The 14,227-nt window shown below is 40.9% G+C and carries 8 protein-coding genes; all 8 read left to right on the top strand.

Annotation, left to right across the window (positions count from 1 at the left end):
* The first annotated feature begins 9 nt into the window (after positions 1-9).
* The 8 genes from I2F54_RS00290 to I2F54_RS00255 all read left to right on the top strand — a co-directional run bounded on the left by I2F54_RS00290 (position 10) and on the right by I2F54_RS00255 (position 14,117).
* A complete protein-coding gene (locus tag I2F54_RS00290) occupies positions 10-1,485 on the top strand; it encodes a SusE domain-containing protein (protein WP_195500270.1) in 1,476 nt (491 codons plus the stop codon).
* 12 nt (positions 1,486-1,497) lie between these two features.
* A complete protein-coding gene (locus I2F54_RS00285) occupies positions 1,498-2,955 on the top strand; it encodes a glucan 1,6-alpha-isomaltosidase (RefSeq protein ID WP_195500269.1) in 1,458 nt (485 codons plus the stop codon).
* Between the two features lie 61 nt (positions 2,956-3,016).
* A complete protein-coding gene (locus I2F54_RS00280) occupies positions 3,017-4,501 on the top strand; it encodes an alpha-galactosidase (RefSeq protein WP_087425301.1) in 1,485 nt (494 codons plus the stop codon).
* A gap of 29 nt (positions 4,502-4,530) precedes the next feature.
* A complete protein-coding gene (locus I2F54_RS00275; protein WP_195500268.1) occupies positions 4,531-6,696 on the top strand; it encodes a glycoside hydrolase family 97 protein in 2,166 nt (721 codons plus the stop codon).
* Positions 6,697-6,699: 3 nt separating this feature from the next.
* The gene (locus tag I2F54_RS00270) at positions 6,700-7,575 is read left to right on the top strand and encodes a FimB/Mfa2 family fimbrial subunit (protein ID WP_195500267.1); all 876 of its coding nucleotides are present in this window, start codon (positions 6,700-6,702) and stop codon (positions 7,573-7,575) included.
* Positions 7,576-7,599: 24 nt separating this feature from the next.
* Positions 7,600-9,237 (top strand): fimbrillin family protein, encoded by a 1,638-nt coding sequence (locus I2F54_RS00265; protein WP_118047050.1) that lies wholly within the window; start codon positions 7,600-7,602, stop codon positions 9,235-9,237.
* Positions 9,238-9,518: 281 nt separating this feature from the next.
* Positions 9,519-11,693: a glycoside hydrolase family 97 protein gene (locus I2F54_RS00260; RefSeq protein WP_181986664.1), complete on the top strand. Its 2,175-nt coding sequence runs from the start codon at positions 9,519-9,521 to the stop codon at positions 11,691-11,693.
* 117 nt (positions 11,694-11,810) lie between these two features.
* On the top strand, positions 11,811-14,117 hold the full coding sequence (locus I2F54_RS00255) for a glycoside hydrolase family 31 protein (protein ID WP_229028144.1): 2,307 nt from the start codon (positions 11,811-11,813) through the stop codon (positions 14,115-14,117).
* Positions 14,118-14,227 lie beyond the last annotated feature (110 nt).

The raw sequence follows: 14,227 nt of genomic DNA, 5'->3' as shown, positions 1-14,227 counted from the left end.
AATATTCTAATGACATTACCCTTCGTAATTATGGGCTGTCAAGATGAAACGGAGCGGATAACTTTGGATTCCCCACAAGACACGATGGGACTGAAAGTTTCTTCGAGTGATGTGGTATTGAATCAGGATTTGGGTAATGAAGAAGCAATATCCTTTACATGGGGAAGTGCTGCCAATCGAGGAGAAGGAATGAAACTCACATATTATTTTAAGATGGATATGGCCGATAATAACTTTGAGACTTCCATCGCAAAAGTAGAAATTCCGGAAGGTGTACAAAGTATCAGTTATACGCACAAGGAGATGAACGCTTTATTGAGCGGGTGGAAGGTAACAGCGGGAGAAACCGCCATGTTAGAGGCAGAAATCATAGCTGAAGTTTCAGGAGGCAGTGTATATATGAAACCGGAAATATCCAAGATACAGTTTTCGGTGACAGGTTATTATATTGCGGCGAGAGATCTTTTCATTGTAGGTAGCGCCGTTGAAGGGATGGATGCAACTAAAGCGCTTAAAATGAACGAGGTGCTTTCCGAACAAAAATATGAATGGGGCGGACATTTGAAACAAGGTGACTTTAAGTTCATAAAGAGCCGGACAAGTCTGACACCTTCTTATACAAGAGGCGCCGATAACAATACATTGGTTTATAATGAAACGGATGATGGTACGGAAACATTGTTCCACATAGATACGGAAGGGTATTATTTCATTACTGTCGATGTGGAGAAATTAACTATTGCAAGTGAATATCCGGAAAATAAATATGAAAAAGTTTGGGCGATAGGTGATGCTACTCCGGCAGGTTGGACTATTATGAATGCGGTTGGATTGACGAAAATTAATAATATACAGTTTGTTTATGAAGGGGATTTATATGGAGGACATTTAAAGTTTCCGTTGGAATTACGTGAGGATTGGAATATACCTTATTTGATGCCGAAGACGCATGATACAGAGCCTGGCGGTGATAATACTATGGAGTATGTAGAGAAAGAAAAAGTAGAAACTCATGATTATCAATGGAAAATTACAGAATCTCAGGCAGGCAGTTATAAAATAATTTTGGATACTTATCTGATGGAAATAACATTTGAAAAGAAACCGAAAATAGAAATACCTGATAATCTCCCTATTAAAGCTGTTTGGATGACGGGTGACGCTACTGTAACCAAATGGAATACACCATTTAAAATAGCTTTCCTGTATAATCCGGATGAAAAGGAAGGTACGTTTGTATGGGAAGGACATCTCGACTCAGGAGAAATAAAATTTCCCCTGAGTAATACTGAAGGTTTTGAGTGTGATTATTTGATGCCTGAGGTAAATGGTACTTCAGTTACCAATGCCCTGAAAATGGTACGTAAAAATTATCCTGATAATACAGATGAGAACGACTATAAGTGGAGAGTGGATGAAGCCGGGAAATATAAGATATCTCTGAATGTGATAGATATGACAGTTAAATTTGAAAAACTACCGTAATACCAGGTAATTATGATAAAAATATTTATTATACAATTTTTATTGATTGTGGCATCCCTTTTTGGGGGATGTCAAGATGAAGGAACCGGATGGACGCCTGATATGATTCCTGACGAGAATTTGCCGTCTGATGATGATGATGACGATGAACAGGTGTATGCACCTATCAGTTTGAACGCTCCTTTATATTGGAGTGTATATGAGTATGCCTGGGTAGCCGAACAGGCCGGTAGTAATACGAATATGCCTGAAGTGACTTGGGATGCGAATATTGATTGGGTATCGGAGAATCTTCTGCCTTATGGTTACGGTATGATTTGTACGGACGGCTTTATGTCAATGACAAACGATCCCGGTATTGATCCGGGTGGGTATATGACCCATTATGCCGGTATAAAACTGACGGATTTAGTAGCTAAATGTAAGGCCAAAGGTTTGAAACTGGGTGTTTATGATAATCCGTTATGGGTACACTGCTCGTATGAAACGGTAGTAAAAGGTACGGAAGGTATTACAGTGGGGAGTTTAGTGTACAATTCCGCCAAAGATGATGTTCTTTATCCGGATAAAGGGGATGTCTTTACTTGGATAGTTCCCAGCCATAAAGGTGCTAAGGAGTTTATTGATGGCTTTTTTAAATATTATAAGAAAATAGGAGTAGAGTTTATCCGTATGGACTTCCTCTGTCTGTTTGAAACGGCAGATGGTGCCGGCGGAATGCCCGGTAGAGGATATGGACGTGAAGAATACGAACTCGCTCTGAAGTATATTTCCGAGGCCGCCACAAAGTATCAGGTATTCACTTCGCTTGTGATGCCCAATCTGAAAAATGATGCGGAGTTGGAGAAGAAATATGGTAATATGATTCGGGTAGATGCCGATACAATGAAAGGCGGGTGGCAACACTTTGCAAGCAATGGCCCTACATGGTTCAATCCCGATGGATGGCCGTCTACCTCTAATATGTTTACCGGCCTTATCAGTTGGTCGCACATTGCGGGAAGGGGAAAGGTAGTGCTGGATGCTGATTTTACCCGTTTGAATACATTTGATACGGAAGGTGAAAAACAGAGCGTGATTTCTTTGCAACTGATGGCGGGTGGTCCGATTGCCGTAGCCGATCAGTATAATACGATTGTCAGCGGTGATTTAAAGTTTTATCAGAATGAAGAATTGCTGGCTTTGAACAAAGACGGATTTGTAGGAAAACCTTTGTCGGATGATTTGTGGAATGCAAAAAATCAAATATGGTACGGACAGATGTCCGACGGAGACTATATCGTAGGTTTTTTCAATAAAGAAGATAATGAATATGACCGTACACTCGATTTTTCTGAAATAGGTATTGAGGGCAAGGTAAAAGTGCGTGATTTGTGGAAACATCAGGATGAGGGGGAAGCTGAAGCTTCTTTGAGTTATAAGATTCCCGGGCGTTCTTGCAAGATTGTACGGCTGACAAAATCTGAGTGATAATGAAAGTATAATAAAACAAGTATTGTCTTGTTTGAGAAATTCAGGTAAAAATAATGATATGATAAAGAATTTGAATATGAAACTGTTTTTGATGGCATTGACATTCTTTTTCGGAGGATGCGAGGATAAGGGTACAGGCTGGACACCGGATATGATTCCCGATGATCCCGTGATAACTCCCGGTGATGACGCTGATACGGAAGGAATACATACTTATAACGCCCCTCTCTATTGGAGTGTCTATGAATACTGTTGGAAATTGGAGCGCAGAAATGAAGAATTGGTCAATGCCGGTGGGCAAGGACAGGCTATTGATATGTCTGAAGGTTCCTGGCAGAATATAATCGACTATGTGGCGGAAAATCTGCTTCCTTATGGTTACAATATGATTTGTACGGATGGTTTTATGGCGATGGATGGTACTTCCGAGCCCGATCCTATGGGATATATGACGAAATACGGATCGGTAAAACTGAAGAAACTTTCGGAAATGTGCAAGGCTAAGGGACTGAAATTGGGTGTCTATGACAATCCTTTGTGGATACATGGTCCGGAAGAAACCATTATAGAGGGTACTGATAATATTACCTTCAAGGATTTGCGTTATAAGCAAGGTGAAGATAATGTACTTTATCCTGACGCCGACGATGGCTTCTGGTGGGTAGTAGCAAGTCATAAAGGCGCTGAGGAGTACATCGACGGCTTCTTTAAATATTATAAGAATCTTGGTGTGGACTTTATCCGTATGGACTTTCTTTGTTATTATGAAAACGGGTACGACCGCGGTATGAATGCCATAAAAGGTAAAGGGTACGGACGAGAGAATTATAAGCTTGCTCTGCAATATATTTGTAAGGCTGCAAAGAAATACGGTGTATTTACTTCGTTGGTAATGCCCAATATGCATGAGGACGCGGCTCTGGAGCGCGAGTATGGTAATATGGCGCGTATCGTTGGTGATACGTGGAGCGGTGGCTGGCATCATGTGTCTAATTCCGATCGCGGCAAAGTATTTGAAGATTGGCCCAGTTGTGGCAATATGTTCGATGGCTTTACGCACTGGTCTAAATACTCCGGACGTGGTAAAATGATTATGGACGGTGACTTTATCCGCTTGAATACATTCGGTTCCGATGCGGAAAAGGAAAGTGTCATTTCTCTGCAACTCATGGCGGGCGGTCCGGTAGCGATTGCCGATGTGCCGGGAGATAGTTTTGCCAATTCAGATTTGAAGTTTTGCCAGAACGAAGAAATGCTGGCTTTGAATAAGGATGGTTTTGCCGGTAAACCTTTATCCGATGTTTTAAATAGTACGAACAGTCAGATATGGTATGGACAGATGACAAACGGTGACTGGGTGATAGGCCTGTTCAATCGCGAAGATTCCAAGCAGTTTCGTTCGGTGAAATTCTCCGATTTAGGTATTGAGGGTAAGATGAAAGTGCGTGACTTGTGGAAACATGCAGATGAAGGAGAAGCTGATAACTTGAATGTGGAACTTGAGGCGCATGCCTGCAAGATTGTGAGGTTGACCAAACTCTGATTGTCTCACTTATGAATAGATAGAGAAATATGAAAAATACAATTAATATAGTGTTATTTCTACTTCTGGCAGCAGTGGGGAAAGCGCAGAATCTTTCCTCACCGGACGGTAATTTATTACTGAAGACAGTAGTAGAAAGGGGAATTCCCTATTACGAGCTTTCTTACAAAGGTAAAGCTGTGCTTGCACCGAGTCGTCTCGGATTGGATATTAAATATGAACGCGGATTAATGAACGATTTCAGTGTGAAATCGGTACAGACGGATTCATTGGACGAATCGTGGAAACCGGTATGGGGTGAGCAATCGCTTATCCGTAACCATTATAACGAAATGCTGCTTACATTGGAACAAGGTTTTAGCGGGCGCACGTTGAATATACGTTTTCGTCTCTTTAATGATGGTTTGGGATTTCGTTATGAGTTTCCCGAACAACCTACTTTGAATAAGTTCGTTATCAATGAGGAACTAACTCAGTTCAATTTGGCGCATGATTATACGGCTTTTTGCATGCCGGGTGATTATGACACCAATGAGTTTACCTACACCACAGCTCCTCTTTCTCAGATACGTGAAGAGATGCCTAAACAATCCGTGGCCATGAAGTCGTATGAAGCGAAATCGGCGGGTGATTTGATAGTACAGACGCCTCTGATGCTGAAAGGGAGTAACGGATTGTACATTAATATCCATGAAGCTGCTTTGGTGGATTACGCAGCTATGGAATTGAATGTAAATGATAAGTCTTTTTGTTTGACTGCCTGCTTAGTACCGGATAAAAACGGTGATAAAGGTTTCTTGCAAACCCCTTGCTTCTCGCCTTGGCGCACAGTGGTAGTAAGCGATGACGCAAGGAATATCCTTGCCAGTAAGCTGATTCTGAATCTGAATGAGCCTTGCGGATATGCAGATACATCTTGGATTAAGCCGATGAAATATATCGGTGTATGGTGGGAGATGTTTATCGGGACAGGGAAAGATTGGGCATACAGCAGTTATAATCGTGCAAAACCGGGAGTGACCGATTATAGCAAGCTGACTCCTAATGGGCGTCATGCGGCCAATACCGATAATGTAAAAAGATATATTGACTTTGCTGCCAAACATGGTTTTGCCGCCGTATTGGTGGAGGGATGGAACGAAGGTTGGGAAGACTGGACGGCTTATACTAAAAATCGCCAGTTTAGTTTTACTTCTCCCTATCCGGATTTCGATGTAGATGAATTGCAGCGGTATGCTCATGAAAAGGGGGTGCGTGTAATGATGCATCATGAAACGTCTGCCAATGCCGCTGATTATGAACGACAATTGGATGATGCTTTCAATTTTATGGTGAATCATGGTTATAATGCAGTAAAAACGGGTTATGTAGGCCCTATAATTCCGCGTTGCGAATATCATGCTTCGCAATGGATGAATAATCATTATATCCATGTGGCAAAGCGCGCAGCGGATTTTAATATTATGGTAAACAGTCACGAAGCTGTACGTCCTACGGGGTTGTGCCGTACTTATCCAAACTGGTTGGCGCAGGAATCTGCCCGTGGAACCGAATTTGAATCAATGGGCGGTAATCCGGTGGATCACACTACTATTTTACCTTTTACCCGTTTAATGGGCGGACCGATGGATTATACTCCGGGTATCTTTCAGGGAGATTTGAGTTATTACGAGAACGGTTATAAAAAGGATCAGCAGGCACGTACTACATTGGCCCGTCAATTGGCTTTGTATTGTACTATGTATAGTCCGCTTCAAATGGCTGCGGATTTGCCTGAGAATTACGAACGTTTTATAGATGCATTCCAGTTTATCAAGGATGTGGCGGTAGATTGGGATGAAAGCAGGTATTTGGAAGCCGAACCGGGTGATTATATCACTGTAGCACGACGTGCCAAAGGTACAAATAATTGGTTTGTAGGCTGTACGGCCGATGAGAATGGACATGTATCCAATCTTAAACTTGATTTTTTGATTCCTGGTAAGAAGTATATCGCTACTGTTTATGCCGATGCAAAAGATGCCGATTGGAAGAAAAATCCGCAGGCTTATGTTATTCGCAAAGGGATTGCTACTTCCAAAACCAAACTGAAACTTAGGGCGGCTTCGGGTGGAGGCTATGCCATTAGTTTGATAGAAGTGCAAGATAAAGCAGAGTTAAGGAAAATGAAAAGTTTACCAACTAATATTTATTGAAAAATGAGACGAATAGGATTATGTAAATTCAATGCTTTACTTCTCTTGGCAGGACTATGCGTGATGGGCAGTTGTGCCGAAGACGAATTACCGGCACCGATGAAGAAAGCGCGGACTGTGGTAAAACTTACGGCAGATTGGTCGGAATGCTCTTCGGCAGCACCGGCGAAATATATGGTGCGTATAGGCAATGAGACACAGGAAGTAACCGGTAATGTAAATAGTTTTTTATTGCTTTCCACAAGTGATTATGGCATGGTGGCGTATAATGAACCGCAAGGAGTTAGTGTTAACGGTAATATAGCTACCCTGAATGCGGTAGCTACAAGGAGTGAGAGAAGTTCTGTCGTTACAGGTAATCCCGATGATTTGTTTTCTGTTTCGGAGGATTTAGTACAGGATGAACTACTTGCTTTGACAGGAGATACATTGCGGCTGACTGTAAAGATGCAACAGCGTACACGTCAAGTTAATATAACAATGGATACCGATGTGGAGAGTATTAAATCGGTGACAGGTATGCTGGATAATGTAGTTTCGAGTATAGACCTAACTACCGGTGAACTGCTGAGTGTGGCTAAAGCTTCTGTCAGTTTTACTGCGTCACCGGTAGCAGAAGGTGAGGCAAGTATGCGGCTCAAAGGTACTGTGCGTCTATTGGGGGTATCTCAAGAAAAAGCCCAGCGGCAGATAATGACGGTGGAGATAACTAAAGAAGATGAAACAACTGAGACAATAACTACCGACCTTACTGAAGCATTGTCTAAACTTGACGAAGGCGGTAATACGCCGTTGGATATAGAAGGAAGAGGTGGGTTCAACGGTAATGTCATAAATTGGGTTGTGGAAGAAAAAGGAGATTTAGATTGGTTAAAATAATTAAGAACTTTAAAGACTTAAGCAATGAAAAAGAATACATGTTTTGTTATGCTGGCTGCTTTGATGATGGCAGGTTGCAACAATGAAATAGACGAACAGGTAATGGATAGCAGACGGGTACCACTGCAAATAAATGGTGATATCAATATGCTGATGACACGTGCGGCAGATGACCATTGGGATGAGAAGGACGCTATCGGTGTGTATATGGTAAGTGCAGAAAATAGCATAGTAGGTGATGTAAGTAATTATCGTTATGTAGTAATTGATAAGAACAATGGTAATTTTTCTCCTGACGGGGAAACTAATACGGCTTATTTTCCCGAAAGTGATGATGTTGTGAATGTAGTGGCTTATTATCCGCAAGGAAATGTAGTTGAAAATAAATTATCGTTGGATTTAGCTAATCAGGATGAGCAGCCACGTATAGATTTAATGTCAGCAAAAGCAGAAGGTGCAAGTAAAAGTACTCCTATTATTAATCTTGGATTTAAACACCGTTTGACTAAACTTTTTTTTGAAATAGAAGGTGATGTCAATACCGATGGTATATATGCTGCAATAGGCAATCAATATACTGATATTCAGTATGATATTTTGAATGATAAGTTGTTGACTGCTGATGGGAGTGAAAAAAAAGACATAGTTATGAAATATTGGAATTTGAGTAATTATCGTTTTACAGAAGCTATTGTGTTACCCAATGAAGAAAACAATAGTGCAGAAGATCGTAAATTGACATTTCAATTGAATGAAAAAATATTTAATGCGACGATTAGTAACAGTACTACATTTGAAGCTGGTAAGAAGTATACTTATAAAGTTAAATTTGAAACAACTCCTTCAGGAAATATAAATGTAAGTATTACAGGAGTAAGCATTAAGAATTGGGACGATGGTGATATAAGTGATGATAATATAATAGTTCCTGGAACATTGAAATTTGATAGATTATACTTGGCAAGTGGTTTCACGGATTGGGGACGGCCGTATGAAATGATGAAAAGCGAAGATGGGAAAACCTTTACTTGGACAGGAAATGTAAAAGATGATAACCAAGAAATGAAATTTGCTCTCCTTCAACAAAGTATTATTGGAGATGTACAATTAATGCCTAATATGAATGGAACAACTAATAAAAAAGTAGAATTAAATGTGGAAATGAATGCATATCCTGTGATATATTATGATAATGAATCCATTAAACGTGATAATAAGTGGGTGATAAAAGAAAAAGGTACATATACTGTCACTGTTAATGTGGAAACTATGAAAGTAGAAGTGGAAAAGTTAGATGTTGTTTATTTGGTTGGAAGTGTTTTATCAGTGGAAGAGGGTGAAAATCAAAACAATGGTTATGATTTGAAAAGAGCTCCCTATTTTACAAAGATAGATAACGATAAATATGAATTGATAATCAACTTGCATGAGGGTGACTTTAAAATACTCTCCAAAATAGAATATACTAATACTAATGATGATTATTATGCTCCTGAGGCAAATACTCCATTTGTAACAGGAAGTAACATGAATGTAGATTGTCGTCAGGAGAATGGTAGAGATTACAAATGGCAAGTAACTGAAGCCCAAACCGGTACTTATAAACTCACTCTGAATACTTCCGAATTGGAAAATGTAACATTAACCGCAGAGAAATTATAATCAGCAACAACTGAATCAACAGGGTGAAATAACAGTTTTCAGGATTTTATAAAAAGCTTATATCCTCATTCATAAATACATGTCTATATTAACGGAATAATCTATGAATGAGGATATTTTTTGTGCTATTAAAAGCCTTTTAATAAAGGCTCATATAGTAAAGGGGCGGGGAGGTATAATCAAGGAATAGACATAGGTTATACAAACTGTCAGTTAGTGATATGAATTCAGATAAATCATACAGATTTATTTATTATTTACTTAAACAGGTACTTTTGAATATGAAACAAACTTTTCAAATGATAGTATTGGTAACTTGTGCGTTGTTTATGGCACTGACGGTGCAAGCGCAGAATGCTACCAAGGTTTACCAACAGGTTTCTCCGGACAATAATGTCCATCTTTCTTTTGAACTGCAAGAAAAAGGCAAACCCTCTTATTCTTTACAATACAAGAAATCTCAGGTTATCAATCCCAGTACCTTGGGCCTTGAACTGAACGGGCAGGAAAGCTTGCAGGAGGGATTTGAAGTAGTAAATACCTCTACATCTTCGTTCGATGAAACTTGGCAACCGGTGTGGGGAGAGAATAAGGATATACGTAATCATTATAACGAACTGCTGGTGGAACTGAAGCAAACATCGACCGGCCGTTTTATGAATCTTCGTTTCCGCGTGTACGACGATGGGATAGGCTTTCGTTACGAATTCCCTCAGCAGAGGAATTTAGTCTATTTCGTTGTCAGGGAGGAACATTCGCAGTTTGCCATGAGCGGTGACCATACTGCATGGTGGATTCCGGGAGATTATGATACACAAGAATATGATTATACGGAGTCTAAACTTTCTGAAATCCGCGGGTTGCTGCAAGGCGCTGTCAGCGGTAATGCTTCGCAGACTGTTTTCTCGCCTACCGGTGTGCAGACTTCCCTTCAGATGAAAACGGCTGAAGGACTTTATATCAATTTGCACGAGGCTGCGTTGGTTGATTATTCATGCATGCATCTTAATCTGGATGATAAGAATTTAATATTCGAATCATGGCTGACTCCGGATGCGGTAGGAAACAAAGCATATATGCAGAGTCCTTGCCATACTCCTTGGCGTACGGTGATGGTGAGTGACGACGCACGGAAGATATTGGCATCGAATCTTATTCTTAACCTGAATGAGCCTTGTAAATATGAAGATACTTCTTGGATTAAGCCGGTGAAGTACATCGGTGTGTGGTGGGAAATGATTGCCGGTGGAAAGCCATGGGCGTATACTTGGGATATACCTTCGGTGAAACTCGATGAAACGGATTATACCGGGGTGAAACCCAACGGGGTTCATCCGGCTAACAATGCTAATGTAAAGAAATATATTGATTTTGCCGCCGAACATGGCTTCGACCAAGTATTGGTGGAAGGCTGGAATATTGGTTGGGAAGATTGGTTTGGCAATTCTAAAGATTATGTTTTCGACTTCCAAACTCCTTATCCCGATTTTGATATTAAAATGCTGAATGAATATGCTCATTCAAAAGGGGTGAAACTGATGATGCACCACGAAACATCATCCTCTGTACGTAATTACGAACGGCATATGGAAGCGGCTTATCAGCTGATGAATAAATATGGATATAACTCGGTCAAAAGTGGTTATGTGGGGAATATGATTCCCCGCGGAGAACATCATTACGGACAGTGGCTTAATAATCATTATCTGTATGCTGTGACTGAAGCTGCGAAGCATCGTATCATGGTTAATGCCCATGAGGCAGTACGTCCTACGGGACTTTGTCGCACGTATCCAAACCTGATTGGTAATGAGTCTGCCAGAGGTACGGAATACGAGGCTTTTGCCGGTAACAAACCTTTTCATACCACTGTGCTTCCGTTTACTCGTCTGCAAGGCGGCCCGATGGATTATACCCCTGGTATTTTCGAAATGGATATGAATAAATTGAATCCCAACAGTCATTCTCATGTAAACTCCACTCTTGCGCGTCAACTGGCATTGTATGTCACTATGTATAGCCCTTTGCAAATGGCTGCCGACCTTCCGGAGAATTACGAACGTTTTATGGATGCTTTTCAGTTCATCAAGGATGTAGCGGTAGATTGGGATGAAAGCCGTTATCTTGAAGCCGAACCGGGACGTTATATTGTGGTTGCCCGTAAGGCTAAGGGAACGGATAATTGGTTTGTAGGCTGCACCAGTAACGAGGACGGTCATATTTCAGCATTGAAGTTGGACTTCCTTGATAAGGATAAGAAGTATATTGCCACTGTCTATGAAGACAGTAAGGATGCCCATTATCGAACTAATCCTCAAGCTTATACCATTCGGAAAGGAATTGTGTCGGCCAAATCTGTATTGAAAATGAAAGCAGCGCCGGGTGGCGGTTATGCTATCAGTATCATGGAAGTTACGGATAAGGCTGCAATGAAAGGAGTGAAGAATCTGAAATAATATTTTAATTGAAACATTGAATGCCCAATGAATGGATTTAAGAAATCTTCTTCTCAAAAGAAACCCTTGTTGCAAGGGTTTCTTTTGAATTTTAAAAAGGGGAAAACAATTATTTGTTTGGTTGCCCTACTAATGCTGGCAACCGCAAAGACTTCAGCGTCCGATAATAATCCGGTTGCCAATCCTGAAGCGGTGGTGATTTGCGGAAAAGCGCGCTTCACTGTTCTTACACCGGAAATGATTCGCATTGAATACAGTGCTAAAGGTATATTTGAGGACCAAGCTACGTTTACCGTAACCAATCGTAGACTGAAGGTGCCACGTTTCAGGAAGAGGGAAGACAATACGTATTTGTATATAGTTACCGATAAGGTAAGGTTGAAATATCGCAAAAGTACAAATCCGGTGACAACTCCTGCGTCTCCTGAAAATCTGACCATAACTATCGATAACAATGGATGTGAGTCTGTGTGGTATCCCGGTAAATCAGATTCGTTGAATCTTAAAGGTACCTGCCGCACTCTTGACGGAAGTAATGGAGATAATAAGCGTGCCGAAATGGAGAACGGATTGATATCACGTTCCGGATGGGCTGTCATAGACGATTCATGGGCTGCCATACGCTCTGACGGTGGGCGTTCTTATGCTCTCCGGCCCAATGCGGATATGGAGTTTGACTGGTGGGCGGAACGCTCCGATACGGATGCTCTTGACATCTATTATCTGGGTTATGGTAATGATTATAAGAAAGCTATTTCCGACTACACTAAAATTGCGGGTAAGATACCATTGCCGCCCGATTATGTATTCGGATATTGGTATAGCAAATACTCTGCTTATTCGGCAGATGACTACCGCCGGATTATGTCTGAAATCAAGGATAATAAGATTCCTGCCGATGTAATGATTCTGGATATGGATTGGCACTGGAACGTAGGAAATGGACAATCCGGAGATAAAGGTGGTTGGACAGGATGGTCGTGGAATACCAATCTGATTCCGAATCCTAAGGGCTTGCTCCGGGATATCCATGATAATAATTTTAAGATTGCCCTTAATCTTCATCCTGCCGACGGTATAAACAAGAATGAATCGCCTGTCTATTTCGCGGCAATGAACTCGGAACTTAACGGTAAGTATCTTAACGACAAAAAAGATAATATCTCTTGGAGCATTGACTATACGGATTTTACAAAATCATTCTTTAAAAATATCATCCGTAATCACGAAAGTGAGGGAGTTGACTTCTGGTGGATTGACTGGCAGCAACATCTTACAAGCAATGATACTTACGGATTGAGTGAAACATTCTGGTGCAATCATATATTCTTTAACGATATGGTGAGAAAACGTACAGACCGCAGACCTGTAATTTTCCACCGTTGGGGAGGCTTGGGCAGCCATCGTTATCAGATTGGTTTTTCGGGCGATGCTCTTATAAACTTTCAGACTCTTGGCTTCCAACCTTATTTTACGGCTACAGCTTCGAATGTAGGGTATGGCTATTGGGGGCACGATCTTGGCGGACATGCATTCACAGATGAGAGTATTGTAAATGATCCGGAACTTGTACTTCGTTGGATACAATTCGGAGTGTTTACACCGATTTTCCGTACACATGCGACAAACGATGCACGCATAGAACGTCGAATTTGGAAATTTGATAATTTTCCGACGATGCTTGAGGCGGTACGGCTTCGCTACTCGCTTTTTCCCTATCTCTACACTATGGCCCGTAAAGCTTATGATACCGGTATATCTGTTTGTCGTCCTCTGTATTATGAATATCCGGAGAGTGAGGAAGCTTATGTTTATGAGAACGAGTATTTTTTCGGTGATGATATCCTTGTAGTTCCTATCACTGAAGCTGCTGTTGAGGGTATCAGTGCCAAGGAAATCTGGTTTCCTGAAGGAAAATGGTGGAGCGTATCTACCAATGAACTTATTGAGGGACCGTGTAAAAAGGTTATGAATTTCACACACGAGCAAATACCCTATTTTTTCAGACAAGGGGCTATCATACCCTACAACCCTCCTACTGTAATGAATGTTACCGAACGTCCGGATAATCTAATCCTGAATATTGTAGCCGGTTCTGATGGTGAAAGTTCTTTATATGAAGACAGTGGAAATAATAGTGATTATGCCACTATGTACTCTACAACAGCTCTGAAACAAATAGCTGATGGAAATAGAGGTAAGTATATTATTTCTGCACGTCGGGGTAATTATAAGGGTGGCGCGTCTGTACGTTCATATACGTTGCGGATATTTGATACTGCCGCACCCGTATCCGTAAAGGTGAACGGTAATACTGCTGTATCGTATGTTTATGACAAAGATAAAAGATGTACTACGGTCGAGGTTCCTGCCATAAAATGCTCCACAGGAGTTAAAGTTGAAGTTATCTATTCGAAAGAATAGATAACTTTAAATCTGTTTTTGAATACGCTATTGTCGAAAGATATTTTTCGGCAGTTGCATTTTTTATAATGTTCGCTTTTGCGCGGACAGTTGTTCGGAAATGAACACAG

It is taken from the genome of Bacteroides clarus (assembly GCF_015555825.1).
Taxonomy (GTDB): Bacteria; Bacteroidota; Bacteroidia; order Bacteroidales; family Bacteroidaceae; genus Bacteroides; species Bacteroides clarus.
Note: the sequence above shows the minus strand (reverse complement) of the source record. Positions and strands in the feature narration are given on the sequence as shown.